Genomic DNA, 25,514 nt, shown 5'->3' on the forward strand with positions numbered 1-25,514 from the left:
CAGGATCGGGCGGTGCTCTCCGACCCCGCCGCCCTGCTGCGTGCCTACGACGACCAGCTCCGCACCGACGCCGAGACCCCCGGTGCGCTCTCCGTCGACCGGCTCGGCCCCCTCCGCCTCGCCGTGTTCCCCGGCGGGCGCGGCTTCATCAGCTACCGCGACCTCGAGGGCGCCGACGCCGCGACCATCCGCGGCTGGGTCGGCGAGGCGCTGGCCCACTTCGTCGCGAAGCCCGACGTCGTCGACGTCGAGTGGAAGACGCGCGGTCACGACGTCGCCCCCGGCCTGCACGAGTCCCTCGTCGACCACGGCTTCGTCCCGGGCGACCCGGAGTCGGTGATGATGGGCGCCGCCGCCGGTCTCGCGGTCGACGTCCCCCTCCCGGAGGGCGTCACCCTGCGCCGGCTCACCGAGGAGGCCGACGTGCGCGCGATGAGCGCGATGGCCGACGAGGCGTTCGGCGACCCGGTGTCGACGCGGCGGGCCGACGACCTCCTCTTCCGGCTGTCGCGCGAGGACGGCATGGAGCTCTGGGTGGCCGAGGCCGACGGGGTGATGGTGAGCTCGGGGCGGCTCGAGCCGGTCGCCGGCACCGACGTCGCCGGCGTCTGGGGCGGGGCCACCCTCCCGGCCTGGCGGGGCCGGGGGATCTACCGCGCCCTCACCGCCGTGCGCGCGCGGTCGGCGCTGCGGCTCGGCAAGACGATCCTGCACAGCGACTCCACCGAGTACTCGCGCCCGATCCTCGAGCGCTCCGGGCTGGTCAAGGTCACCTCGACCACGCCCTACGAGTGGACCCGCTGACCCGGCACCGTCGCGGGTGAGGGCTCCTGCCCCGTTCTCGTCCACGGGCGGTGGCGGGGGAAACCCGGTTGGCGGCGCCGCCTAGGATTCGGGGCATGAAGGTCCTCTCCGCCGTCGCCTGGCCGTACGCCAACGGCCCGCGCCACCTCGGCCACGTCGCCGGGTTCGGTGTACCGTCCGACGTCTTCAGCCGGTACATGCGGATGGCGGGGCACGACGTCCTCATGGTCAGCGGGTCCGACGAGCACGGGACGCCGATCCTCGTCCTCGCCGACCAGGCGGGCGTGACCCCACGTGAGTTCGTCGACACCAACCACGCGGTGATCGCCGCCGAGCTCGCCGACCTCGGCTGCTCCTACGACCTCTACACCCGCACCACGACCGCCAACCACTACGCCGTGGCGCAGGAGCTGTTCACCCAGGTCTGGAAGAACGGCTACATGGTCGAGCAGACCACCCAGGGCGCCATCTCGCCGTCCACCGGGCGCACCCTGCCCGACCGCTACATCGAGGGCACCTGCCCGATCTGCGGCTACGGCGAGGCGCGCGGCGACCAGTGCGACAACTGCGGCAACCAGCTCGACGCCACCGAGCTGATCAACCCGCGCAGCCGGATCAACGGCGAGACACCGAAGTTCGTGGAGACCCAGCACTTCCTCCTCGACCTCCCTGCGCTCGCCGACGCCCTGCGCGAGTGGCTGGCGGGGCGCGACGCGTCGGGGACGTGGCGGCCCAACGTCATCAAGTTCAGCCTCAACATCCTCGAGGACATCCGTCCGCGGGCGATGACCCGCGACATCGACTGGGGCATCCCGGTGCCGCTCGACGGCTGGCGCGACAACCCGGCCAAGCGGCTCTACGTGTGGTTCGACGCCGTGGTCGGCTACCTCTCGGCGTCGGTCGAGTGGGCGCGGCGCATCGGTGAGCCCGAGCGCTGGCGCGAGTGGTGGAACGACCCCGAGGCCCTGTCGTACTACTTCATGGGCAAGGACAACATCACCTTCCACAGCCAGATCTGGCCTGCCGAGCTCCTCGGCTACGCCGGAAAGGGTTCTCGCGGAGGCGAGCCCGGCGCGTTCGGTGAGCTCAACCTGCCCACCGAGGTGGTGTCCAGCGAGTACCTGACGATGGAGGGGAAGCAGTTCTCCACCTCGCGGGGCTACACGATCCTCGTCCGCGACGTCCTCGACCGGTACGGCCCCGACGGCATCCGCTACTTCATCTGCGCGGCCGGCCCCGAGAGCCAGGACTCCAACTTCACCTGGCGCGAGTTCGTGCAGCGCAACAACTCCGAGCTCGTCGCCGGCTGGGGCAACCTCGTCTCCCGTACGGCCGCGATGATCGCGAAGAACTTCGGCGAGATCCCGCAGCCGGGTCCGCTGGAGCCGGTCGACGAGGAGGTCCGGGCGGCCGTGCTCGCCGGGTTCGACTCCGTGGGCGGGCTCCTCGAGCGGCACCGCCAGAAGGCCGCCATCGCCGAGGCGATGCGGGTCGTCGGCGAGGTCAACGGCTACGTCTCGCGCACCGAGCCCTTCAAGCTCAAGGGCGACGACCAGCGCGAGCGCCTCGCCACCGTCCTCCACACGCTCGTGCAGTGCGTCAGCGACCTCAACACCGTGCTCGCGCCGTTCCTCCCGCACGCGGCGAACCGGGTCGACCTCGTCCTCGGCGGTGACGGCGCCTTCGTCCCGATGCCGCGACTGGAGACCGTGACCGGGCTCGACGAGGGCGACGAGGGCCGCAGCTGGCCCGTCATCACGGGGGAGTACACCTCCACCCCGCGGTGGGAGTCGCGGCCCGTGGTCGTCGGCACGCCGATCAGCAAGCCGGCCCCGGTGTTCACCAAGCTCGACGACGCCGTGGTCGACGAGGAGCTGGCCCGCGCGGCGGGCCGCTGACCGATGTCGACGCAGCCGAGCCGCCGCGGGGCCCCCGAGGCGCCTGACCCGTTGCCGATCGCCGTCGTCGACAACCACACCCACCTCGACATCTCCCGTGACGACGAGGTCGTGGCGGTCGGAGACCTCGGGCCGGTGCTCGCGCGGGCCGCGTCGGTGGGCGTCGACCGGGTCGTGCAGGTGGGCTGCGACCTGCCCGGGGCGCGGTTCGCGGTGGAGGCCGCCGAGCAGCACCGCGCGGTCGTCGCCGGCGTGGCCCTGCACCCCAACGAGGTCCCGGGCCTGGCCGCCCGAAGCGAGCTGGAGGCCGCCTACGCCGAGATCGAGCGCCTCGCCGGGCACGAGCGGGTGCGGGTGGTGGGGGAGACCGGGCTCGACTACTACCGCACCGGGCCGGACGGCGTTCCCGCACAGCAGGACTCGTTCCGCTGGCACATCGACCTCGCCAAGCGGCTCGGGAAGACCCTGCAGATCCACGACCGCGACAGCCACGACGACGTGCTGCGCGTCCTCGCCGAGGAGGGCGCACCAGAGCACACGGTCATGCACTGCTTCTCGGGCGGCCCCGAGATGGCGCGCGAGTGCGTCGACCGCGGGTACTACCTGTCGTTCAGCGGCACGGTGACCTTCAAGAGCTCCAAGGCGCTGCGTGACGCCCTCGCGGGAACGCCCCTGAACCAGGTGCTCGTCGAGACCGATGCCCCCTACCTCACCCCGCACCCGTGGCGCGGGGCGTCGAACAGCCCCGCCCTCGTGCCGCTCACCGTGCGGGCGATGGCCGCCGTCCTCGGGGTGGCCGTGCCCACCCTGTGCGCGGCACTCAGCGAGAACTCGGAGCGCCTCTACGGCCCGTGGTGACCGACCGTTCACCGCACGTGTGACGCGGATCTCGTCACCCGTGTGGCTGGTGTGACGGATGAGCACGAATGAGGCGTCGAAACCTGAGAACGGCCGTTACCGAAATTTGACCTTCGCTGCGGGCTCCTGCACGGTTGATGGGATGGCCGGGGCCGGTTCGCCTCGGACGACACGTGTGACCACCGCCCCGCCGGCGCCGCCGGGCCGGACCGCGACCACACGCACGCGCCCCGACCAGGGACTCGTGGCCCCCTCAGGGCTGGACGTCCGACGCCGGTGCCCGGAGAGCACGACCACTGGAGCACTTGTGCTGTTCTCTCGACCTCTTCGTCACGCCGCTCAGGGCATCGCCGCGATCGCGGTGGCTGCCGGTTCGGTGGGCGTGGCCCACTACGACAAGGCCGTCCAGGTCTCCGTCGACGGCAAGCCGGCCACGGTCCACGTCTTCGGGTCCACCGTCTCCGACGTCCTCGACAAGCAGGACATCTCCGTCGGGGCGCACGACGTCGTGGTTCCCTCGCTCGGGAGCGCCGTGAGCGACGGGGACCACATCTCCGTCCGCTACGGCCGCAAGCTCACGGTCACCGTCGACGGCGTGACCAAGGAGTACTGGACGACCGCGACGACGGTCGACTCGGCCCTGAAGGACCTCGGCATCCGCGCCGACGGTGCCGTGCTGTCGGCCTCCCGCTCGCAGCCGCTGGGTCGCGGCGGCCTCGCGATGTCCGTGACCATGCCCAAGGGCGTCACGGTCACCGCTGACGGCAGGACCCGCACCGTGACCTCCGTTTCGCCCCAGGTCTCCGGCGTGCTCGCCGAGCTCGGGCTCACCCGCGGCGCCCGCGACATCGTGGCCCCCGGCCTCACCACCCCCGTCACCTCGGGGATGAAGATCGTCCTCAAGCGCGTCGCGGTCAAGAAGGAGACGGCCACCGAGTCGATCGCCTACACGACCACGAAGCAGAAGGACAGCTCGCTCTCCGTCGGGCAGACCAAGGTCGTCACCCCGGGCAAGGCCGGCAAGAAGTCGGTCGTGCGCGAGGTCACCTACGTCGACGGCAAGCGCTCGAAGAGCACGATCCTGTCGTCGACGACCCTGTCGAAGCCCACCACCGCGGTCGTCCGTGTCGGCACCAAGCCGCTCTCGACCAGCTCGGGCGGCTCCGGCGGCGGCATCAACCTGGCGCGCGCCGCCATGTGGGACCGCATCGCCGAGTGCGAGTCCAGCGGCAACTGGAGCATCAACACGGGCAACGGCTACTACGGCGGTCTGCAGTTCGCGACCTCCTCGTGGCTGGCCAACGGTGGCGACGACTTCGCCCCGCGCGCCGACCTCGCGTCGCGCGCCGAGCAGATCACCATCGCCAACCGGTACTACGAGAAGGCCGGGCTCTCGCCCTGGGGCTGCGCGCACGCCGCCTGACCCACCGGGCCTTCCTGACTGATGGCGAACGACCCACCCGCGTGGGCCATCTCGATGGCCTCGCGGGTGGGTCGTTCGCCATGAGTGGGGGTACTGGGGCGTCGATAGGGTGAGCGCATGCCCCCTGCCCGTGACCCCTCCCTGCTCGGGGCGGCCGAGATCCGCGAGCTCGCGGCGCGCCACGGCATCCGCCCGACCAAGCAGTGGGGGCAGAACTTCGTCGTCGACGGCAACACCGTGCGGCGCATCGTCCGGGTCGCCGGGGTGGGCGCCGACGACACCGTCGTCGAGGTCGGCCCCGGGCTCGGCTCGCTGACCCTGGCCCTGCTCCCCGTCGTCGACCGGGTCGTCGCCCTGGAGATCGACCCCGGGCTCGCCGCCGCCCTGCCGGAGACCGTGGCCGCGCACGCCCCGGACCTCGTGGACCGCCTCGAGGTCGTGCACGGCGACGCGATGCAGGTGCGCGAGCTCCCGGGTCCGCCGCCCACGGCCCTCGTCGCCAACCTGCCCTACAACGTGTCGGTGCCCGTGGTGCTGCGCTTCCTCGAGCTGTTCCCCACGCTGCGCCGCATCCTCGTCATGGTCCAGCTGGAGGTCGCCGAGCGGCTCGCGGCCGGGCCGGGCTCGAAGACCTACGGCGTGCCCAGCGTCAAGGCCGCCTGGTACGCCGACGTCCGCCTCGCAGGCAACGTCCCGCGCAGCGTGTTCTGGCCGGTGCCGAACGTCGACTCCGGCCTCGTGGCCTTCACCCGCCGCGAGCCGCCGACCTCCACGGCGCGCCGCGAGGACGTCTTCGCCTGTGTCGACGCGGCGTTCGCGCAGCGGCGCAAGACCCTGCGCGCCGCCCTGGCCCCGTGGGCGGGCTCGCCGGCCGCCGCCGAGGCCGCCCTCGTCGCCGCCGGCATCGACCCCCGGACCCGCGGTGAGCAGCTCGACGTCACCGCGTTCGCCGCCATCGCGGCGGCGCGGCACGAGGGGACCTGACCTGCCACGGCGTCTGGCTAGGGTGGGCGCATGACCTCCGCCCCCCTGCTGCCCGCGCCCGTCACGGTGCGCGTCCCGGCGAAGGTCAACCTCGAGCTCCTCGTGGGCCCGCGTCGTGAGGACGGCTACCACCACCTCGCCACGGTCTTCCACGCGGTGAGCCTCTACGACGACGTCACCGTGTCGGTGGCCGACCGGTACGGCGTCAGCGTCAGCGGCCCGCTGTCCACCGGGGTGCCGCTCGACGGCGAGAACATCGTGATGAAGGCCGCCCGCCTCGTCGAGAGCCGCTTCGACGTCGAGCCGGTGCAGGTCGACATCCGCAAGGGCATCCCCGTGGCCGGCGGGATGGCCGGTGGGTCGGCCGACGCCGCCGCGACCCTCGTCGGGATGGACCACCTCTACGACCTCGGCCTGGACCGCGAGGAGCTGGAGGAGCTCGGTGCCGAGCTCGGCAGCGACGTGCCGTTCCTCGTCTCCGGCGGCACGGCGATCGGCAGCGGCCGCGGTGAGCTGCTCGCCCCCGTCCTGGCCCGCGGCACCTACCACTGGGTCTTCGCCCTGGGCGAGGAGGGCCTGTCGACCCCGGCCGTCTACGCCGAGTGCGACCGGCTGCGCGGCGACGAGGACGTCCCCGAGCCCTCCGCGAACCCCGCCCTCATGGCCGCCCTGCGCAGCGGCGACCCGCACGAGCTCGCGCCGCAGCTGGCCAACGACCTGCAGGACGCCGCCATCTCGCTGCGCCCCGCCCTCGGGGAGGTCCTCTCCGCCGGGATGGAGTTCGGCGCCCTCGGCGGGATCGTCTCGGGCTCGGGCCCGACCATCGCCTTCCTCGTCGAGGACAACGAGTCCGGGATCGACCTCGCGGTCGCCCTCACCGCCAGCGGCGCCGTGCGCGACGTGCGGCGGGCGAGCGGCCCGGTGCACGGCGCGCACCTGATCCAGCGCCGGGTCGACTAGTGGCGAACCTCGTCTCCGTCGAGCGCGCGTCCCTCGCGCTCGGCACCGCCCAGGTGCTCGACGCCCTCTCCCTCGGGGTCGGCGGCGGCGACCGCATCGGCGTCGTCGGGCGCAACGGCGGCGGCAAGACCACCCTGCTGCGCGTCCTCGGTGGCACCCGCGAGGTCGACTCCGGGCGCGTCGCCCGCACCGGCGGCCTCACCGTGGGCATCCTCACCCAGGACGACTCCCTCGACCCCGCCTCCACCGTGCGCGACGCCGTCCTCGGCGACCTCGCGGAGCACGAGTGGGCGGCCGACGCCCGGGTGCGAGACGTCATCACCGGCTTGCTCGGCGGGCTCGAGGCGCCCGTCGTCGGCGGGTTCGAGACCGTGGTCGGGCCCCTGTCGGGTGGCGAGCGGCGCCGGGTGGCCCTGGCCGCCCTCCTCGTGGCCAACCCCGACCTCCTGCTCCTCGACGAGCCGACCAACCACCTCGACGTCGAGGGCGTGGCCTGGCTCGCCGACCACCTCGTGCAGCGCCACTCCCGCCCCGACAACGCGCTCGTCGTCATCACCCACGACCGGTGGTTCCTCGACGCCGTCGCCACGATGACGTGGGAGGTCGACGACGGCGCGGTGCACTCCTACGAGGGCGGGTACGCCGCGTTCGTCCTGGCCAAGGCCGAGCGCGAGCGGCTCGCGGGCGTCATCGCCGACCGCCGCGACAACCTCCTGCGCAAGGAGCTCGCGTGGCTGCGGCGCGGCCCGCCCGCGCGCACGAGCAAGCCCCGCTTCCGCATCGACGCCGCCAACGCGCTCATCGCCGACGAGCCGCCGGCCCGCGACGACGTCGAGCTCGTCCGCTTCGCGACCACGCGCCTCGGCAAGGACGTCGTCGACCTCCTCGACGCCACCCTCACCGTCGGCGACCGGACCCTGCTCGAGCGGTTCACGTGGCGCCTGGCGCCGGGCGAGCGGGTCGGCATCGTCGGGGTCAACGGCGCGGGGAAGTCCACGCTGCTGCGGGCCCTCGCGGGGCAGCACCCGCTGGCCTCGGGCAAGCGCCGCGAGGGCGTCACCGTCAAGATGGCCTTCCTCACCCAGGAGGTCCGCGAGCTGGAGGCGTGGGCCGACCGGCGCGTCATCGAGTCGGTGGAGTCGGTGGCCTCGGTCGTGCGGCTGGGCAGGAAGGAGCTCACCGCCTCGCAGCTCGCGCAGCGGCTCGGGTTCACCGGGTCACGGCAGCAGACGCGGGTCGGCGACCTGTCCGGTGGTGAGCGGCGGCGGCTCCAGCTGACCCGGCTGCTGATGGACGAGCCGAACGTCCTCCTCCTCGACGAGCCGACCAACGACCTCGACATCGACACCCTGACCTCGCTCGAGGACCTCCTCGACGGCTGGGCCGGGACGCTCGTCGTGGTGTCGCACGACCGCTACCTGCTCGAGCGGGTGGCCGACAAGCAGCTCGCGCTCCTCGGCGACGGCCGGCTGCGCGACCTCCCCGGTGGGGTGGAGGAGTACCTCCGGCTGCGGGTCCAGGCCGCGGCGAAGTCGGGTGCCGGGTCCTTCGGCTCGTCGTCGGCGTCGGTGCCGGCTCCCTCCTCGGCCGCGGCCCCGGTCACCCCCGAGGCCAGCCCGTCCGAGCTGCGCGAGGCCCGAAAGGTGATGTCGCGCGTCGAGAAGCAGCTCTCCCGCCTCGCCGACCGCGAGGAGAAGGTCCACGCGCAGATGGCCGCCGCCGCGACCGACCACGAGCGGGTCCTCGGGCTCAACCGGGAGCTGCGCGAGATCGTCGACGAGCGCGAGTCGCTCGAGCTGGAGTGGTTGGCCGCCGCCGAGGTCGTCGGCTGACCGCCGAGCGCACCCGACCGGCCAGCTGACCCGCCCGGGTCCACAGCCACCACGCGCCCACCCCGGCCGCGAGCCCCGCGCCGAACGCCGTCCACGGGGTGCCGCGCAGCTCCTGGAGCACCTGCCAGTGCACGACGTAGACGAACAGCGACGCCGACGCGAGCACGGTGAGGAGCGGGACGAGCGCGCGGGGCACGCGCAGCGTCGGCACCCACACGACGAGCAGCACGGCGGCCAGCGTGAGGAGGTCGCGGCGCGGGTTGCCCGAGAAGGTCCCCACGGTCGGCACCGCCACCGCCGTGATGACGAGCCGCTCGCGCACGCCGTCGGCGGCAGCGGCCGCCCAGCCGAGGCAGAACAGCCAGAGGACGACGAGCGCCGACCCCTGCATGTGCGGCACCGGCGGGAAGAGCACGTCCTTCCACCACAGCATCCCGAGGCCGCTGAGGGCCAGGGGGAGGGCGAACGGGTGCCGGCGCTGGAGGCGGTCGCCCCACGGGGTCGCGAGCAGCGCCGTGGTCGCGAGGAGGGCGACCACCAGGGCCTCGACGAACCAGAACCGCCAGTCCGGCCCGAGCAGCGCCTCACCGAAGAGCCAGTTGGTGAGCCCCACCGTGCGGCGGGCGTACTGCCCGGTGACGAGGTGGACCGTGCCGACCACCGCCAGCGTGGGGGCGACGACCCGGGCCAGCGCCGTGAGGAGGCCGCGCGTCCGCTCCGGCCGCGGCGCCTCGCCCATCCGGAAGCGGGCCAGGTTGTAGCCGACGAGGACGAGGAGGGCGTGCGCCGTGCCCTGCATCCGGAACACGTGCGCGTGGGTGCCGACGATGAGGACGATCGCCACCGCACGCAGCACGATGCTCGTCTCCACCGTGCGCAGGGCACGCCACGGCTCGAGGCGGGCGCGCCATCCGGCGGTGGGGGCCGGGTCGCCCGTGGCCCGGGCCCGGTGGCCGTCGGCCAGGCCCTCGAGGTCGCGCAGCGGCATCACGTGCCAGCCGCGGGGGAGCGCGCCGACGCACTCCTCGACGTGGAGCGAGGCCTCGACGTAGGACAGCGAGTCGCCGCCGAGGGAGGCGAAGGTGTCGTCGGGGCCGACGTCGTCGCGGCCGAGGATGGCGGCGAAGCGCTGGGTGAGGCTGCCGCGCAGCCGCGGCCCGGCGTCCTCCGGCGCCGTGGCAGCCAGTCCGGTGAGCGCGGCGTAGTCGACCTTCCCGGTCGGCAGGCGCGGTACCTCGTCGAGCCCGAGGTCGCGGGGCTCGAGGACGCGCACGCACCGCACCGGCAGTCCGGCGCGGCGGGCGGCGGCGTCGGCGAGGTCCCCGCGCGGCGTCCCGGCGGCGCACACGACGAGGCCGGGCCCGCCGTCGACGCAGCGCACGTCGCAGCCGTCGGCACGCAGCGTGCGCTCGACGTGGTCGAGGTCCACGCGGTGGCCGAGGACCTTCGCCACCCGGGACCGGCGGCCGGTGACCTCGAGGAGGCCGTCGTCGGTCCAGCGCCCGAGGTCGCCGGTGTGGAGGCGCTCGACGGTGCGGCCGAGCGCGAGGTCGGCCGGCTCCTGCGCGTAGCCGAGCATGACGTTGGGGCCCGAGTAGACGACCTCGCCGTCGACGAGGTCGATGGACCCGCCCGGCACGGGGATCCCGACGGTGTGCGGGTGGCTGGCCGCCAGGGCAGGGGGGAGGTACGCCATCCGGGCGGTGGCCTCGGTCTGGCCGTACATGACGAACAGGTCGAAGCCCCGCTCGACACCGAGCTCGGCCAGCTCGACGACGCGCTGGGGGTCCAGGCGGCCTCCGGCCTGGGTCACCGTGCGCAGGTGGGGCAGGTCCATCGCGGCGAAGCGGACGCGGTCCAGGAGGTCGAAGGTGTGGGGGACCCCGGCGAGCGTGGTGACGCGGGCTTCGCGGGCGAGGTCCCAGAAGCACGGGTCGGCCACCGAACCGTCGGTGAGGACGACCGAGGCGCCGGCGGCGAGGTGGCTGTGGACGACGCTGAGCCCGTAGCAGTAGTGCACCGGCAGGCTCGTCACGGCGCGGTCGGTGGGCCGGATGGCGAGGTAGTCGGCGATGGCCGCGGCGTTGCTGCGCAGGTTGTCCCACGAGAGGCGGACCAGGCGCGGCGAACCGGTGGACCCGCTCGTGCTCATGAGCAGCGCGAGGTCGGGGTGGAGGACGTGGCGCGGTCGGGAGCGCCTCACCTCCAGCGTGCCCTCGGGGTCGAGGACGACGTCGGGGTCCCACGCGGCCGCGAGGGTGCGTTCGGCCTCGCCCGGCCCGGGCGTGAGGAGGACGACGTGGCCGGCTGCGTGGGCCGCGAGGTAGCCGACGAGCGAGGCCAGGGTGTTGCCGGCGCGGACCTGCACCAGGCGGCGCTCGCCGGCGAGGAGCGCGGCGGTGGCGGCCACCCGGTCGGCGAGGTCGGCGCGGGTCAGCGTGAGGAGACGGCCGCCCTCGAGGACGTGGACCGCGGGGTCGGTGGGCTCGCCGGAGCCGGTGCCGAGCCAGCCGCCGAGGTCGCCGTCGGTGCGTGCCGTCGTCGTCCACGGGGACCCGGGGAGCGGCTCGGCCGGGGCGGCCGGCGGGACGACGAGGGACACGCGAGCACTCTAGTGAGGTTAGCCTTACCTACCAAACGACGCCCGTACGTCGCGGTGAGTGCGCCAGTGGTCGCCCGGGCAGCCGTTTCCGCACTCATGGCGAGGTGGTCGGAAGTCAGGGGGCGGCGAGCTCGACGAGGAGCCAGTCGAGCCAACCGATGACGGTCCGGCGCGAGCCGGGCGGGCTGAGCGGCGAGCCGCCAGCACGCTCCGGGGGAGCGGCGGTCAGGCCTCGGACTCGAACGGCTGGAGGAGGCGGCGCAGCAGGCGGGCGAGGTCGGCGCGGTCCTCGGCGCCCAGCTCGCCGAGCAGGCCCTCCTCGTGGGCGATGAGGTCGGCCAGCGCGGCGTCGACCACGCCCATCCCCGTGGTGGTGAGGCGCACGATGACGCCGCGGCGGTCGTTGGGGGCCGGCTGGCGCTCGACGAGGCCGCGCGCGACGAGGCGGTCGACCCGGTTGGTCATCGTCCCGCTCGTCACGAGGGTCTCGGAGACGAGCTGGCCCGGGCTCAGCTCGTAGGGGGTGCCGGCGCGGCGCAGGGCCGACAGGACGTCGAACTCCCACGAGTCCAGGGCGTGCTCGGCGAACGCGCTGCCCCGGGCGCGGTCGAGGCGGCGGGCCAGCCGGGAGACCCGTGAGAGGACCTCGAGCGGGGAGACGTCGAGGTCAGGGCGCTCACGGCGCCACGCGGAGACGATACGGTCGACATCGTCAGCGGCCATGACCGGACTCTACTCCGCGTCAACATTCTTGACGTCGAGATGATTTGCGAGGAGCGACGCCCATGCGCGAGCACGGCAGCTGGGACCCGACCGCGTACTCACGCTTCTCCGACGAGCGCAGCCGGCCCTTCTCCGACCTCGTGTCGCAGGTCCGGGCCGACTCGCCCGCCCTCGTCGTCGACCTCGGCTGCGGCCACGGGCCGGCCACCCTCACGCTGGCCCGGCTGTGGCCGGAGGCGCGGGTCGTCGGCGTCGACAGCAGCGAGTCGATGCTCGAGGCCGCCCGCGAGCTCGACCGCGAGGACCGGGTCGAGTGGGTGCAGTCCGACCTGCGCGACTGGGACCCCGCCTCCCTCGGCCAGGCCCCCGACGTCATCGTCACCAGCTCGACCCTGCAGTGGGTCGAGCGCCACCTCGACCTCCTCGACTCGTGGGTGGGCGCCCTCGCCGACGGCGGGTGGCTCGCCCTCCAGGTCCCGGGCAACTTCGACGCCCCCAGCCACCGGCTGATGCGCGAGACCGCCGAGCACCACGAGCGCGAGGGCGAGCTGGCGGCGGCCCTCGACCTCCCCGCCGTCGGGGAGCCCGCCACCTACCTGCGCTACCTCACCCGCCTCGGCTGCTCCGTCGACGCGTGGGAGACCACCTACCTCCACGTCCTCGACCCCGCGGGGGAGGACGACAACCCCGTCCTCACGTGGGTGCGCTCCACGGGGCTGCGGCCCGTGCTGGAGATCCTCACCGAGGAGGACGAGCTCGCCGCGTTCCTCGAGCCGTACGGTGCGGCGCTCGCGCAGGCGTACCCGCGCACCCCGGCGGGAGTGCTCTTCCCGTTCCGGCGCGTGTTCGCGGTCGGCCGCAAGGACCGACCCGGCGCCGACCACGAGGCCTAGGAGGCCGGCGGCTCGTCCGGCGTGAGCGTCGGCCTGGCCTCGAGCCCGGTGAGCCCGTTCCACGCGAGGTTGACGACGTGTGCCGCCACCTCGTGCTTCTTGAACTTGCGCGAGTCGAGCCACCACTGCCCGGTGAGCGCGACCATCCCCACGAGCATCTGCGCGTACATCGGGGCGGCCTTGGGGTCGAGCCGGTGCTCCTTGAACTGCGCGGCGAGGATGTGCTCGACCTGGCTGGCGATGTCGCTCATCAGGCTGGCGAAGGAGCCGGTGGCCTGCCCGGTCGGGCTGTCGCGCACCAGGATCCGGAAGCCGTCGGTGGAGCCCTCCACGTAGTCGAGGAGGGCGAGGGCCGCCCGCTCGATGATCTGGCGCGACGTGCCGCCCGACGCGAGGGCCGCGGTGACGCCGCCGAGCAGGCGCTGGATCTCGCGGTCGACGACGACGGCGTAGAGGCCCTCCTTGCCGCCGAAGTGCTCGTACACGACCGGCTTGGACACCCCGGCCGAGGACGCGATCTCCTCGATCGTCGCCCCCTCGAACCCCTTGTCCGCGAAGTGCTTCCGCCCGATGCCGATGAGCTGCTCGCGCCGCTCGCGCCCGGTCATCCGGGAGCGGCCGGACTTCGGCGGCTTGGTCGTCTGGGGATCACTCACCGGGCCATTCTGCCCTCGTGGCTCTCGGCCCGCCCGGCCGCCCGCGGTGGGGCGGGTGGGTCGCAGCGGTCCGGGGCGCGCGGTGGCGGTCCACTACCCTCGCTGTGTGCCGTTCCGCCCCGGTGGGCGGCCTTCCCCGGTTGGTCTGCTGGCAGGGCCCGCCTGACTTTGAATCAGGACAAGCGACGTAGGTTCGATTCCTACCCGGGGAGCAGCGACGGCCGGACGAAGTCCGCCGTCGCGCTCCTCGACGGGGTCAGAGGTTCTCGGCGATGTCGCGGATGGCGGCCAGGCGGCGGTCCCACTCGGTGCCGATGGCGTCGAGCCGCGTCGCGGTGTCCCGAAGGGCCGCCCCGAGGGCGCGGTAGCGCACCTCGCGACCGACGCGCACCGGCTCGACGAGCCCGACCTCCTCGAGCACGGCGAGGTGCTTGGCGATGGCCTGGCGGCTCACCGGGAGCCGGGCGGCGAGCGCGGAGGCCGACGCGTCTCCCTCCGAGAGCGCGGTGAGCACGCTCCAGCGGGTCTCGTCGCCCAGCGCCGCGAACACGGGGACCAGCGTGGCGCTCGACATCACGCGCTCTCGAGGAGGGCGACGAGCTTGTCGAGCTCGGAGTCCCAGCCGGTGCGGTGGCTCTCGAGGTTGCCCAGCGGGTCGGACGTGACCTCGAAGCCGGTCTCGACCACGGTGAGCCGGGTGCCCCCGCCGACGGGCTCGAGCGTGAAGGTGAAGACGGTGGAGGCCTGCTCGTCGAGCTCGGCCGGCGGTGCCCCGAGGGCGTCGTCGTTGCCCCAGCGGTACGAGACCGACCGCTGGGGGTCGACCGACTCGACCTTCAGGGGGATCGAGCCGTGGCCCTCGAACGACATGGTGCCGCGCGCCCCGGCGCCGGAGCCGTCGAGGACGGTGTGCCCAAACCAGCGGGAGATGTGCTCGGGCTCGGTGACGGCCGCCCACACCTTTGCCGCGGGGGCGTCGATGTGGATGCTGCGGGTGACCGTGAAGGTGTCCGTGTCGACGACGGACTGGGTGCTGTCGGTGGTGGTCATGGTGCTGGTCCTCTCGGTTGGGTGCAACTCTAGAGTTGCACAGGAGACGAGACCACTGCAACCCCCAAGTTGCAGTCAGGCGAGGCGCAGGCCCTGACCGAGGTCGAGCTCGAGCGGCAGGCGGAGCTCGCGGCTGCGTCGGGCCACCGGGGCCCCGGCAAGGTCGAGGGAGACGGTGACCACGGCCTTCCCCGAGGCCAGCGAGGTGAGGCGCCCCGCGAAGACCGAGCCGGTGAGCCCGGTGACCTCGACGGCGACGACGAGCGTCATCTCCACCCGGGTGACGTGCACCTCGCCGAGCGAGACGTCGACCGCCGGGTGCGCCTCGTGGGAGATCGTGTGCTCCGCGAGGACGACCGTCTCGCGGGTGCCGGGCGCGTCCCGGGTCCGCCGTCCGGCGGCCCGCAGGGCGGAGTGCTTCTGCCACCCGGCGGCGAGGACGTCGGTGAGGTCGAGCTGCATCAGAGCGACGGCGGCCTCGGCGACGTCGTGCGCGACCGCCCGGTGCACGGCGGCGCCCAGGGCTGCCGGGAGGTGTCCGTCGAGGGAGTGGCCGAGGTCGAGGGCCAGCCCCGCCGCGGGATCGGCCCGGTCGCCGCCGAAGAGGACGTCCTGGGCACTGGCCGGTCCGCCGAGCATCCTCATCGCGGTCCCTCCTCGAGGGTCAGGGCGCCGAGGTCGACGCGCGGGACGACCCGGACCGAGAGGTCGAGCCGTGGTCCGGGGGAGTGCACCGACACGAGCGGCGCCGGGTCGGCGACGGGGTCGACCCGGACGTCGGGGAGGTCGGGCTCCGCCTCGTCGAGCGTCGGGCGGCGCGGTCGCGCTCGTCGGGCGAGCCGCGATGTCCACAGCGCCAACCCGGCCACGGCCAGCACCGCGACCCCGCCGGTCGGCCACGCCCACCACGCGACCGGCGCGGCATCGACATCGGCGAAGGCGACCGTGACCACCGACCCCGGCGTGACGCTCGTCCCCGCCTCGGGGTCCTGCCGGAACGAGAGCCCGCCGTCCCGGGTGCCGCTCGGGTCGACGGCGAGGGTGAGGGTCGCCACGGCGAGGATTCGTCGCACCACCTGCGGCTCGAGGCCGGTGACGTCCGGGACCTCGACGAGGGCGGGCGGGACCTCCGCGCCGAGCAGGGTCACGGTGACGGCCTCCCCGGGCTCGACCCTCGTCCCGGCGGGCGGGTCCTGCTCGGTGACCCGCAGCTCGCCCTCTCCGCTCGTGGCGCCGACCCGCAGGGTGAGGCCCACCCCCTCGACGGCCGCCCGCGCCTGCGCCTCGGTGTTCCCGCGGAGCTCGGGAACCACGGTTCCCGCCCTCGACGGCGGCGGGGCGAGGACGAGCCCGACCCGGCTCCCGAACGGCACCACCGTCTCCGGGGCGGGCGACTGCCGGATGACGACGCCCTCGCCCTTCACCGCGGCCACGAGGCCGAGCGCCTCGAGGATGCCCTCCGCCTCCTCACGGGTTCGCCCCACGAGGTCGGCGACGACCGACCCCACGACGAGGGTGATGGAGGCGACCCGGTCCTTGGGGTCGCTGTCCTCGAGGTACTGGGTGACCTTCTGGTCGATGACCTGCGCCGCGTCCTCCGGGACCTGCTCCGGGACAGTGGGACTCGGCACGACGTCGATGCGGTAGTCCCCCTCCGCGTTGGGGTACCACTGCTCCTGGAGGAGGGTGCGCGCCTCGGTGAGGGACCGTCCGACGACCACGGGGGGCTCGCGGCGCTCGGCGCTGGGTACCGCGGCTCCTGCGGGGGCGGTCGCTGCCGTCACCAGGCCGGCCACGACGGCGAGGACGGCGAGGACGGCGAGGCGCCTGCCGGCGGGCGGGAGCGTGGCGCGCGGCCGTGCGGAGACGTCGGCGCTGCCGTGGTGCGAGGGTCGCCACCCCCCGCGCCGCCCGTCCTCCTGGCCCATGTCGGCTCCTTCACGGAACGACGGGGGCGGCTGCGCGCGGCCTCCGTCGGCGAGGCGCCCCAGCCCATTGGAGTGGCGCGGGCCGCCTGTGTCAACGACGCCCGGCGGCCCCGTTGGCGAAGGGTGGCCAAGGGCTCTCGGTGGCGTCGACGAAGAGCCACGAGCCACCCCTCACGAGCCCAGGGCCTCCCCGAGCGACCTCGAACCCACAGAAGCGGCGAAAAACCACAAAAACGGGTGCCCGAATCTCTTTACATGACCGGGAGGGGGTGGTTCACTGATCCCACCGGCCCAAGGAGGGGCCCACCAGGACGAGGGAGTCCGATGTACGCAGCGGAGCGGCAGCAGCGGATCATGGCCGAGGCCCGCCGGGCCGGCCGGGTCGAGGTCACCTCCCTCGCCGAGTCCCTGGGTGTCGCCACCGAGACCGTCCGCCGCGACCTCACCGCCCTCGAGCAGCGCGGCTCCGTCCGCCGGGTCCACGGCGGGGCCATCCCCGTCGAGCGCCTCGAGCTCGAGCCCACCCTCGCCGCCCGCTCCTCGCGCCTCACCGACGTCAAGCGCCGCATCGCGGCCCGCGTCCTCGACGAGCTCCCCACGGGCGGAACGGTTCTCCTCGACTCCGGCTCCACCACCCAGGCGGTCGTCCAGCTCCTCCCGCCCGACCTCGACCTCACCGTCGTGACCAACTCGGTCGCCGCGGCGGCCACCCTCTCCACCCACCCGGGCATCACCCTCTACCTCCTCGGCGGCCGGGTCCGTGGTGTCACCGGCGCGGCCGTCGGCGACTGGGCCACCGACGCCCTCGAGGGCCTCGTCGTCGACGTCGCGGTCCTCGGCACCAACGGCGTCTCCGCCGCCCGCGGCCTCACCACGCCCGACCAGGCCGAGGCGCTCGTCAAGGCGGCGATGGTCCGCTCGGCCCGCCGCGTCGTCGTCGCCACCGACTCGAGCAAGGCCGGCGACGACCACCTCCACCGCTTCGCCCGGCTCGAGGAGGTCGACCTCCTCGTCACCGACACCGACCTCGCCGACGACGTCGCCGCCGAGCTGCGCGCCGCCGGCCCCCAGGTGGTGACGGCGTGATCGTCACCCTCACCCCGAACCCGAGCATCGACCGGGCGGTCACCATCGGCGCCCTCCACCGCGGCGAGGTCCACCGGGCCACGAGCAGCCGGGTCGACCCCGGCGGCAAGGGCGTCAACGTCTCGCGCGCCCTGGCCGCCCAGCGCTCCGACACCGTGGCGGTCCTGCCCTCCGGCGGCCCCGAGGGCCACCTCATGGACGAGCTCCTCGACGAGGCCCGCGTGCCCCGCCGCAGCGTTCCCGTGGCCGGGTCGCTCCGGATGAACATCAGCGTCCTCGAGCCCGACGGCACCACGACCAAGCTCAACGAGCCCGGCCCCACCCTCACCGACGTCGAGGTCGACGCCCTGCTCCAGGAGGCGCTCGACGCCGCCTGCACCGCCACCTGGGTCGTCGGCTGCGGCAGCCTCCCGCCCGGTGCGCCCACCGACCTCTACGCCCACCTCGTCACCCGCGTCCGTGAGCGCGGCGTCAAGGTCGCCGTCGACTCCTCCGGCGCCCCGATGACGGCCGCCGTCGCCGCCCGCCCGAGCCTCATCAAACCCAACCACGAGGAGCTCGCCGAGCTCGTCGGCCGCGAGCTGCCCACCCTCGGCGACGTCCTCGAGGCCGCCCGGGCCCTCGTCGCCGACGGCATCGAGGTCGTCGCGGTGAGCCTCGGCGGCGACGGCGCCGTCCTCGTCACGGCCGACGAGGTGGTCCACGCGCGGGCCACGATCACGGCCCCCCTGTCCACCGTGGGCGCCGGCGACTGCATGCTCGCCGGCCTGCTCCACGGCCTGTCGAGCGGGCTCGCCCCGGCCGACGCCCTCGCCGCCGCCGTCACCTGGGGCGCCGCCGCGGTCACCCTCCCGGGCAGCCGCGTTCCCACCGCCGCCGACCTCGAGGGCATCCCCGTCGAGCTCACCACCACCCCCGACCCCACCCTCGTCCTCGGTCACTGACCCGACGTCCCCTGAAAGGAACCGCCATGTCCCTCATCACCGCCGAGCAGGTCGTCCTCGACCTCACCGGTGCCGACCGCCACGAGGCCACCCGCGTCCTCGCGGAGCGGCTCGTCGCCAGCGGGCGCTGCACCGACCTCCAGCAGTTCCTCGCCGACGTCACCGAGCGCGAGTCGAAGATGGCGACCGGCCTGCCCGGCGGCATCGGCATCCCGCACGCCCGCAGCGAGGCCATCACCGAGCCCTCGCTCGTGTTCGGCCGCACCGAGGGCATCGACTGGGGCGCCAAGGACGGCCCGGCCACCCTCGTCTTCCTCATCGCGGCCCCGGCCGGCGGCGGCGACGCGCACATGCAGATGCTGCCCAAGCTCGCCCGCGCCCTGATGAAGAAGGACTTCAAGGCGGCGCTGGCCGCCGCGACCACCGAGGAGGAGGTCGCGCAGATCGTCAACGCCGAGGTCGCCCTCGACCCGCCCAAGGAGGAGGCCGCCGCCCCCGCTGCCGTCCCGGCCGCCGCGCCCGTCCCCGAGGACACCCCGGCCGCGGCGCCCGCCGCAGCAGCCGCCGCCCCCGAGGCGCCGGCCAGGCGCTCCCTCACCCTCGTGGGCGTCACCTCGTGCCCCACCGGCATCGCCCACACCTACATGGCGGCCGAGGGCCTCGAGGCCGCGGCCAAGGCCGCAGGCCACACGATGACGGTCGAGACGCAGGGCTCGGCGGGCTCGAACCCGCTCAGCGCGGCGCAGATCGCCGCCGCCGACGCCGTGATCTTCGCCCACGACCTCCCGGTCAAGGACGCCGGCCGCTTCGCCGGCAAGCCGACCGTCGACGTCGGCGTCAAGAAGGGCATCTCCGAGGGCCCGGCCCTCGTCGCCCAGGCCGAGGCGCTCGTCGCCGAGTGGGCCGCCGACCCGAGCAAGGCCGCCGCGGCCGCCGCCGCGAAGGCCGGCCCGTCGGGCGGCCTCGTCACCAAGGTCGAGGACGGCGCGAGCACCCTCACCAAGGTCCGCCAGTGGCTGATGACCGGTGTGTCGTACATGATCCCGTTCGTCGCGGCGGGCGGCATCCTCATCGCCCTGTCCTTCATGCTCGCCCAGGTCGCGCTCGGCAAGCAGGGCGCCATCGAGATCGTCAAGTACGGCCTCACCGCCGAGGGCCAGTACAACATCACCCAGAACTTCAACCCGGTGAGCCTGACCTCCTGGGCCGCACTGCTGTTCGTCATCGGGGCCGCCTCGTTCGGCTTCCTCGTGCCGATCCTGTCCGGCTTCATCGCCTTCGCGATCGCCGACCGTCCCGGCCTCGTGCCCGGCATCGTCGGTGGCTCGATCGCCGCGACGATGGGCGCCGGCTTCCTCGGCGGCCTCGCCACCGGTGTCATCGGCGGCCTCGTGGCCCGCTGGGTGTCCGGCTGGAAGGTCGCCAAGGGGGTCCGCGGCGTCATGCCCGTGGTCGTCATCCCGATCGTCTCGACCCTCATCACCGCAGGCCTGTTCATCACCCTGCTCGGCCGCCCGATCGTGGCCCTCAGCGACGCCCTCAAGTCGGGCCTCGGCGACATGAGCGGCTCGAGCGCCGTCCTGCTCGGTGTCGTCCTCGGCGCGATGATGGGCTTCGACCTCGGCGGCCCGGTCAACAAGGTCGCCTACGCCTTCGCCACCGGTGGCCTCGGCGCCGCGGGTGCCGCGTCCGACTCGGCCCCGCTGAAGATCATGGCCGCCGTCATGGCCGCCGGGATGGTCGCGCCCCTCGCCATGGCCCTGTCCACCACGCTGCGCCCGAAGCTGTTCTCGGAGCCCGAGCGCGAGAACGGCAAGGCCGCCTGGCTGCTGGGCGCCTCGTTCATCTCCGAGGGCGCCATCCCGTTCGCCGCCGCCGACCCGGTGCGCATCATCGCCTCGTCGGTCATCGGCTCCTCGATCACCGGTGCCCTCGCGATGCTCTTCGGCACCGCGATCCGCGCCCCCCACGGCGGCATCTGGGTGCTCCCGATCATGGGCAGCATCAGCCAGGTCCTGCTCTTCCTCCTGGCCCTCGTCGTCGGCGTGGTCGTCATGGCCGGCATCGTCATCGTGCTCAAGTCGCGCGACCAGCACCTCGCCGAGGTCGACGCGGTGGCTACGGTCTGAGGAGGACCCGCACCACCGCAGCACCGCACGACCGCTGCACGAGCACCACGTCACGAGCACGTCCGAACCGATCCACCCAGGAGAACCCATGGCACAGCGCACCGTCACCATCGCCTCGTCGGTCGGCCTCCACGCCCGTCCCGCGGCCCTGTTCGTCCAGGCCGCGAGCGAGTCCGGCCTCGACATCGAGATCGGCCGTCCCGGTGAGGACGCCGTCGACGCGACGAGCATCCTCGGCGTGATGGCCCTCGGCGCCAAGCACGGCGAGGAGGTCGTCCTCACCGCCGAGGGCGACGGCGCCGACGAGGCGCTCGAGGGCCTCGTGGCCCTGCTCTCCCGCGACCTCGACGCGGAGTGACGCCGTGACCGCGACGGAGACCCGGCAGGGCATCGGCGTCAGCCCGGGGACGGCCTACGGGCCGGTGGTGCAGGTCGCGCCACCGGTCCGGCCGCCCGCCGACGAGGCGGCGGTCGAGGACCGCGACGCCGCCCTGGCCGACGTCCGGGCCGCGTTCGAGTCCGTCGCGGTCGCCCTGGAGGCCAAGGCGGCGCACGCCGACGACACCGCCCAGCAGATCCTCACGGCCACGGCCCTCATCGCCCGCGACAAGGGGCTGGTCAAGGCCGCCGCCAAGCAGCTCGACGCCGGCCGCGGCCGGGCCACCGCGATCTCGAACGCGGTGGAGGAGTACTGCGCCCAGTTCGAGGCGCTCGGCGGCTACTTCGCCGAGCGGGTCACCGACCTGCGCGACGTCGGCTCGCGTGCGGTGGCCGCGGTCCTGGGGGTCCCGGCCCCCGGGGTGCCCGACTTCACCGAGCCGAGCGTCGTCGTCGCCGAGGACCTCGCCCCCGCCGAGACGGCGACCCTCGACCGCTCGCTCGTCGTCGGCATCGTCACGCAGGCCGGAGGCCGCACCAGCCACACCGCGATCCTCGCGGCGCAGATGGGCATCCCGGCCGTCGTCCAACTCGCCGGTGCCACGGCCATCCCGCCGGGCACGCCGGTCGCCCTCGACGGCGACACCGGCGAGGTCACCATCGCCCCCGACCTCTCGCTCATCGAGGCCCAGCGGGTGCGGCGCGAGAAGCGCACCGAGGCGCTGTCCCTCACCCACGGCCCCGGCGCCACGAAGGACGGCCACGCGGTCGCCCTCCTCGCCAACATCGGCGGGGTCAAGGACGCCGAGGAGGCCGGCGCCCAGGACCTCGAGGGCGTCGGGCTCTTCCGCACCGAGTTCGTCTTCCTCTCGGCCGACAAGGCACCGACGGTGGAGGAGCAGACCGACATCTACCGAAAGGTGTTCGCGCCCTTCGGTTCCCGTCGTGTCGTCGTCCGCACCCTCGACGCCGGCGCCGACAAGCCGCTGTCGTTCGCCGACCTCGGCCCGGAGGAGAACCCGGCCCTGGGTCGACGCGGCCTGCGACTGTCGGCCGAGCGACCCGAGCTCCTCGACGCGCAGCTGGAGGCGCTCGCCATCGCCGCGAAGGAGACCGGTGCCGACGTGCGCGTCATGGCCCCGATGGTTGCCACGGTCGAGGAGGCGGCGTGGTTCGCCCGCCGCGTCCGCGAGAACGGCCTGCCCAAGGCCGGCGTGATGATCGAGGTGCCGGGTGCCGCGCTGCGGGCGCGGCACGTCCTCGCCGAGGTCGACTTCGGCAGCCTCGGCACCAACGACCTCGCGCAGTACACGATGGCTGCCGACCGGATGCAGGGGGAGCTCTCCGACCTCCTCGACCCGTGGCAGCCGGCCGTCCTCGACGTCGTCGCCGCGGCGTGCGACGGTGCCCGCGTCAGCGGGGTCCCGATCGGGGTGTGCGGCGAGTCGGCGGGTGACCCCCTGCTGGCCCTCGTCCTCGCCGGGCTCGGTGTCTCGAGCCTGTCGATGGCGCCCAGCAAGGTGCCGGTCGTCCGGCTCGCCCTCTCGCTGCACACCCTCCCCGAGTGCCAGGGCCTGGCCGCCGAGGCCCGCGCCGCCCGCACGGCCATCGAGGGGCTCGAGGCCGTGAGGTCGCGCGCCCGCACGGAGCTCACCGACCTCCTCTGAGCACCGGTCACCCCCGGCCGTGAGTGCGGAAGTGGTCGCCAGGACGACCACTTCCGCACTCACGGCCGGTGTGGCGGCGGCTCGTGGGACGGGTGGGGTGCGGGTCCTCCGGCGACCCGACCGGCGGGTAGCATCGCTGCTTGTCCGCTGGCACCCGCACCACACCAGGAGCCCCTGCGCGTGAGCACCCCCCGCCCGGCCGCCGTCATCGTCCTCGCCGCAGGCGAAGGCACCCGGATGAGGTCCGCGACCCCCAAGGTCCTGCACCGGATCGGCGGCCAGACCCTGGTCGGCCACGCCATCCGGGCGGCCCGCGCCTCGGGCGCCGAGCACGTCGAGGTCGTGGTCCGCCACGAGCGCGACCGCGTCGTCGAGGTCGTCTCCGCGCTCGACCCGGCCCTCGTCATCGCCGACCAGGACGAGGTGAAGGGCACCGGCCGCGCCGTGGAGTGCGGCCTGGACGCCCTGCCGGCCGACCTCACCGGCACCGTGCTCGTCACCTACGGCGACGTGCCGCTGCTCGCCGGCGAGACCCTCGTGGCCCTCACCGCCGCCCACACCGAGAGCGGCTCAGCCGTCTCCGTGGTCACCGCGCACCTGGCCGACCCCACCGGCTACGGCCGCATCGTGCGCGACGACACCGGCTCGGTCGCGCGCATCGTCGAGCACAAGGACGCCTCCGATGACGAGCGCGCCCTCACCGAGATCAACTCGGGCATCTACGCCTTCGACGCCGCCCTCCTGCGCGAGGCCCTGGCCCGGGTCGGCACCGACAACGCCCAGGGCGAGAAGTACCTCACCGACGTCGTCGCCATCGCCCGCGAGTCCGGCCGTCCCGTGCGCGCCCACGTCGTCGACGACCTCTGGCAGACCGAGGGCGTCAACGACCGGGTGCAGCTGGCCGCCCTCGGCCGCGAGCTGAACCGTCGCGTGTGCGAGCAGCACATGCGCGCCGGCGTGACGATCGTCGACCCCGCCACCACGTGGATCGACGTCGACGTCTCCATCGGCCCGGACACCACCGTCCTGCCGGGCACCCAGCTGCTCGGCGCCACGACGATCGGTGCCGACGCCGTCATCGGCCCGGAGGTCACGCTCACCGACACCGAGGTGGGCGACGGCGCCGAGGTCACCCGCGCGGTCGCCCACCTCGCCGTCATCGGCGCGGGCGCCACGGTCGGCCCGTACTCGTACCTGCGCCCGGGCACGCGGCTCGGCGCGAAGGGCAAGATCGGCGGCTTCGTCGAGACGAAGAACGCCGACATCGGCGACGGCGCCAAGGTCCCGCACCTCACCTACGCCGGCGACGTGACGATCGGGGAGGGCGCGAACATCGGCGCCGGCACGATCTTCGCCAACTACGACGGCGTCGACAAGCACCACTCGACCATCGGGAAGCACGCGTTCGTCGGGTCGCACACCGTGGTCGTCAGCCCGGTCACCGTCGCCGACGGCGCCTACGTCGCAGCCGGCTCGGCGCTGGTCGGCGATGTCGACCCCGGCCAGATCGCCGTCGCCCGCGGGCGCCAGCGCAACGTCGACGGCTGGGTCGAGCGGGCCCGCGCCGGCACCAGGTCGGCCGCTGCTGCCGCCGCCGCGAAGGCCGCCGCGACGGCTGCGGCCGAGCCCACCGAGGACAGTCCCACCACCGACGACCCGACGAGCGCCGTGGAGGGCGACCACCCGTGAGCAAAGAGAACCGGCCCCCCTCGGCCAACATCCGCAAGCGCCCCAAGAAGCAGATGATGCTCTTCTCGGGCCGGGCCAACCCCGGGCTGGCCCAGGAGGTCGCGGCGCAGCTCGGCACCGAGCTCGTCCCCACCAGCGCCTACGACTTCGCCAACGGCGAGATCTACGTGCGCTTCGAGGAGTCGGTGCGCGGCTCGGACGCCTTCGTCATCCAGAGCCACACCACCCCGATCAACGAGTGCATCATGGAGCACCTGCTCATGGTCGACGCGCTCAAGCGGGCCAGTGCCAAGCGGATCACCGTGGTCATGCCGTTCTACGGCTACGCCCGCCAGGACAAGAAGCACCGCGGCCGCGAGCCGATCAGCGCCCGCCTCATGGCCGACCTGTTCAAGACGGCCGGCGCCGACCGGCTCATCTGCGTCGACCTGCACACCGACCAGATCCAGGGCTTCTTCGACGGCCCGGTCGACCACCTCATGGCCATCCCGATCCTGTCCGAGTACGTCGCCCGCAAGTACGGCGACCAGGACCTCGCGGTCGTCTCGCCCGACGCCGGCCGGATCAAGGTCGCCGAGCAGTGGTCCAAGCGCCTCGGCGGTGCCCCGCTGGCCTTCATCCACAAGACCCGCGACATCAACCGGCCCAACGAGATGGTCGCCAACCGCGTCGTCGGTGACGTCAAGGGCCGCGTCTGCGTCCTCGTCGACGACATGATCGACACCGGCGGCACCATCACCAAGGCCGCCGACGCCCTCATGGCCGACGGCGCCAAGGCCGTCGTCATCGCGGCGACGCACGCCATCCTCAGCGACCCCGCGATCGAGCGGCTGCGCGACTGCTCCGCCGAGGAGGTCATCGTCACCAACACCCTCCCGATCCCCCCGGAGAAGGAGATCGACGGGATCACGGTGCTCTCGATCGCCCCGCTCATCAGCGCGGCGGTCAAGGAGGTCTTCGAGGACGGCTCGGTCACGAGCCTGTTCGGCGGGCGCGCCTGACCGGGGCCT

General features: G+C 73.8%; 22 protein-coding genes and 1 tRNA gene. 16 read left to right on the forward strand and 7 right to left on the reverse strand.

The window, feature by feature from the left end:
* The first annotated feature begins 12 nt into the window (after positions 1–12).
* The 7 genes from ACFLFB_RS04555 (at position 13) to ACFLFB_RS04585 (ending at position 8,759) form a co-directional block, all read left to right on the forward strand.
* Positions 13–804, forward strand: coding sequence for a GNAT family N-acetyltransferase (locus ACFLFB_RS04555; RefSeq protein WP_392544519.1), 792 nt, complete (start codon positions 13–15; stop codon positions 802–804).
* Positions 805–899: 95 nt separating this feature from the next.
* A complete protein-coding gene (metG, locus tag ACFLFB_RS04560; RefSeq protein ID WP_392544520.1) occupies positions 900–2,702 on the forward strand; it encodes a methionine--tRNA ligase in 1,803 nt (600 codons plus the stop codon).
* A gap of 3 nt (positions 2,703–2,705) precedes the next feature.
* Positions 2,706–3,560 (forward strand): TatD family hydrolase, encoded by an 855-nt coding sequence (locus tag ACFLFB_RS04565; RefSeq protein WP_392544521.1) that lies wholly within the window; start codon positions 2,706–2,708, stop codon positions 3,558–3,560.
* Between the two features lie 382 nt (positions 3,561–3,942).
* Positions 3,943–4,983 carry a ubiquitin-like domain-containing protein gene (locus ACFLFB_RS04570; protein WP_392544522.1) on the forward strand — a complete coding sequence of 347 codons (1,041 nt, stop codon included), beginning with the start codon at positions 3,943–3,945 and terminating at the stop codon, positions 4,981–4,983.
* Between the two features lie 117 nt (positions 4,984–5,100).
* Positions 5,101–5,967, forward strand: coding sequence for a 16S rRNA (adenine(1518)-N(6)/adenine(1519)-N(6))-dimethyltransferase RsmA (gene rsmA, locus ACFLFB_RS04575; protein ID WP_392544523.1), 867 nt, complete (start codon positions 5,101–5,103; stop codon positions 5,965–5,967).
* A 30-nt stretch (positions 5,968–5,997) separates the two neighbouring features.
* Positions 5,998–6,927, forward strand: a complete 930-nt coding sequence (locus tag ACFLFB_RS04580; RefSeq protein WP_392544524.1) for a 4-(cytidine 5'-diphospho)-2-C-methyl-D-erythritol kinase — start codon at positions 5,998–6,000, stop codon at positions 6,925–6,927.
* On the forward strand, positions 6,927–8,759 hold the full coding sequence (locus ACFLFB_RS04585) for an ABC-F family ATP-binding cassette domain-containing protein (RefSeq protein WP_392544525.1): 1,833 nt from the start codon (positions 6,927–6,929) through the stop codon (positions 8,757–8,759). The genes ACFLFB_RS04580 and ACFLFB_RS04585 overlap by 1 nt, the downstream gene beginning before the upstream one ends.
* Here the strand turns inward: ACFLFB_RS04585 and ACFLFB_RS04590 are convergent.
* A complete protein-coding gene (locus ACFLFB_RS04590) occupies positions 8,677–11,361 on the reverse strand; it encodes a non-ribosomal peptide synthetase (RefSeq protein WP_392544526.1) in 2,685 nt (894 codons plus the stop codon). The two genes, ACFLFB_RS04585 and ACFLFB_RS04590, sit on opposite strands and share 83 nt — an antisense overlap.
* Positions 11,362–11,586: 225 nt before the next feature.
* The gene (locus tag ACFLFB_RS04595) at positions 11,587–12,084 is read right to left on the reverse strand and encodes a MarR family winged helix-turn-helix transcriptional regulator (protein WP_392544527.1); all 498 of its coding nucleotides are present in this window, start codon (positions 12,082–12,084) and stop codon (positions 11,587–11,589) included.
* Positions 12,085–12,146: 62 nt separating this feature from the next.
* Here ACFLFB_RS04595 and ACFLFB_RS04600 point away from each other — a divergent pair, with 62 nt between their 5' ends.
* Positions 12,147–12,977, forward strand: a complete 831-nt coding sequence (locus ACFLFB_RS04600; protein ID WP_392544528.1) for a methyltransferase domain-containing protein — start codon at positions 12,147–12,149, stop codon at positions 12,975–12,977.
* Here ACFLFB_RS04600 and ACFLFB_RS04605 read toward each other — a convergent pair.
* The gene (locus ACFLFB_RS04605; RefSeq protein ID WP_392545382.1) at positions 12,974–13,585 is read right to left on the reverse strand and encodes a TetR/AcrR family transcriptional regulator; all 612 of its coding nucleotides are present in this window, start codon (positions 13,583–13,585) and stop codon (positions 12,974–12,976) included. The genes ACFLFB_RS04600 and ACFLFB_RS04605 overlap by 4 nt on opposite strands.
* A 181-nt stretch (positions 13,586–13,766) precedes the next feature.
* Between ACFLFB_RS04605 and ACFLFB_RS04610 the strand changes: the two genes are divergently transcribed.
* A tRNA-Gln gene (locus ACFLFB_RS04610) sits at positions 13,767–13,845 on the forward strand.
* A 44-nt stretch (positions 13,846–13,889) separates the two neighbouring features.
* Here the strand turns inward: ACFLFB_RS04610 and ACFLFB_RS04615 are convergent.
* From ACFLFB_RS04615 to ACFLFB_RS04630, 4 genes are all read right to left on the reverse strand, one after another.
* Entirely contained in the window at positions 13,890–14,207 is a 318-nt protein-coding gene (locus ACFLFB_RS04615) for an ArsR/SmtB family transcription factor (protein WP_392544529.1), read from the reverse strand.
* Entirely contained in the window at positions 14,207–14,683 is a 477-nt protein-coding gene (locus tag ACFLFB_RS04620) for an SRPBCC domain-containing protein (RefSeq protein WP_392544530.1), read from the reverse strand. Before ACFLFB_RS04620 ends, ACFLFB_RS04615 begins: the two co-directional genes overlap by 1 nt.
* A gap of 75 nt (positions 14,684–14,758) precedes the next feature.
* A complete protein-coding gene (locus ACFLFB_RS04625) occupies positions 14,759–15,328 on the reverse strand; it encodes a hypothetical protein (protein WP_392544531.1) in 570 nt (189 codons plus the stop codon).
* Positions 15,325–16,611 (reverse strand): PASTA domain-containing protein, encoded by a 1,287-nt coding sequence (locus ACFLFB_RS04630; RefSeq protein WP_392544532.1) that lies wholly within the window; start codon positions 16,609–16,611, stop codon positions 15,325–15,327. Before ACFLFB_RS04630 ends, ACFLFB_RS04625 begins: the two co-directional genes overlap by 4 nt.
* A gap of 324 nt (positions 16,612–16,935) precedes the next feature.
* Here ACFLFB_RS04630 and ACFLFB_RS04635 point away from each other — a divergent pair, with 324 nt between their 5' ends.
* From ACFLFB_RS04635 to ACFLFB_RS04665, 7 genes are all read left to right on the forward strand, one after another.
* Positions 16,936–17,697, forward strand: a complete 762-nt coding sequence (locus tag ACFLFB_RS04635; RefSeq protein ID WP_392544533.1) for a DeoR/GlpR family DNA-binding transcription regulator — start codon at positions 16,936–16,938, stop codon at positions 17,695–17,697.
* Positions 17,694–18,641: a 1-phosphofructokinase gene (pfkB, locus tag ACFLFB_RS04640; RefSeq protein ID WP_392544534.1), complete on the forward strand. Its 948-nt coding sequence runs from the start codon at positions 17,694–17,696 to the stop codon at positions 18,639–18,641. Before ACFLFB_RS04635 ends, pfkB begins: the two co-directional genes overlap by 4 nt.
* A gap of 26 nt (positions 18,642–18,667) precedes the next feature.
* Positions 18,668–20,770, forward strand: a complete 2,103-nt coding sequence (locus ACFLFB_RS04645; RefSeq protein WP_392544535.1) for a fructose-specific PTS transporter subunit EIIC — start codon at positions 18,668–18,670, stop codon at positions 20,768–20,770.
* Between the two features lie 88 nt (positions 20,771–20,858).
* Positions 20,859–21,128 carry an HPr family phosphocarrier protein gene (locus ACFLFB_RS04650; RefSeq protein WP_392544536.1) on the forward strand — a complete coding sequence of 90 codons (270 nt, stop codon included), beginning with the start codon at positions 20,859–20,861 and terminating at the stop codon, positions 21,126–21,128.
* A gap of 4 nt (positions 21,129–21,132) precedes the next feature.
* Positions 21,133–22,815: a phosphoenolpyruvate--protein phosphotransferase gene (ptsP, locus tag ACFLFB_RS04655; protein WP_392544537.1), complete on the forward strand. Its 1,683-nt coding sequence runs from the start codon at positions 21,133–21,135 to the stop codon at positions 22,813–22,815.
* A gap of 180 nt (positions 22,816–22,995) precedes the next feature.
* A complete protein-coding gene (glmU, locus tag ACFLFB_RS04660) occupies positions 22,996–24,504 on the forward strand; it encodes a bifunctional UDP-N-acetylglucosamine diphosphorylase/glucosamine-1-phosphate N-acetyltransferase GlmU (protein ID WP_392544538.1) in 1,509 nt (502 codons plus the stop codon).
* Complete coding sequence (locus tag ACFLFB_RS04665; RefSeq protein ID WP_392544539.1) at positions 24,501–25,505, forward strand: ribose-phosphate diphosphokinase; 1,005 nt, start codon at positions 24,501–24,503, stop codon at positions 25,503–25,505. The genes glmU and ACFLFB_RS04665 overlap by 4 nt, the downstream gene beginning before the upstream one ends.
* Positions 25,506–25,514: the final 9 nt, after the last annotated feature.

Source organism: Oryzobacter telluris (genome assembly GCF_043099285.1).
GTDB classification, from domain to species: Bacteria; Actinomycetota; Actinomycetes; order Actinomycetales; family Dermatophilaceae; genus Oryzobacter; species Oryzobacter telluris.